At 58.3% G+C, this 266-nt stretch carries 1 protein-coding gene; it reads right to left on the bottom strand.

The window, feature by feature from the left end:
• Positions 1 to 48: 48 nt before the first annotated feature.
• The coding region (locus AC0IYH_RS31925) for a DUF3363 domain-containing protein (RefSeq protein WP_471838290.1) at positions 49 to 266 on the bottom strand (218 nt) is incomplete at its 5' end.

A 266-nucleotide genomic window follows, 5' to 3' on the forward strand; every position in this document is an offset into this window, starting at 1 on the left:
GTTTTTGAACAGTGGCTGAAGGAAGAGACTGCCCACTCCTCAGTAGCCTTAGCCGATAGCGGGGCCTCGCTGACGGCCGATCTGCCATGACACGCTGTTACCTCGAATCACTGCTGATAAGTTCTGGCCAAGTCGCTTGTCGATTACAGGCTTCCATGGCACCAGGCAGAAGCCCGCGCCGTCCTCTAGCAGCGCGTAGCGGCCACTGGCTAACTGTAGGCTGCGCCGGTAAATGCCACTAACACGTTCACCGTTGACTGGGACGC

The sequence above is a fragment of the Pseudomonas sp. AC463 genome (genome assembly GCF_979253585.1).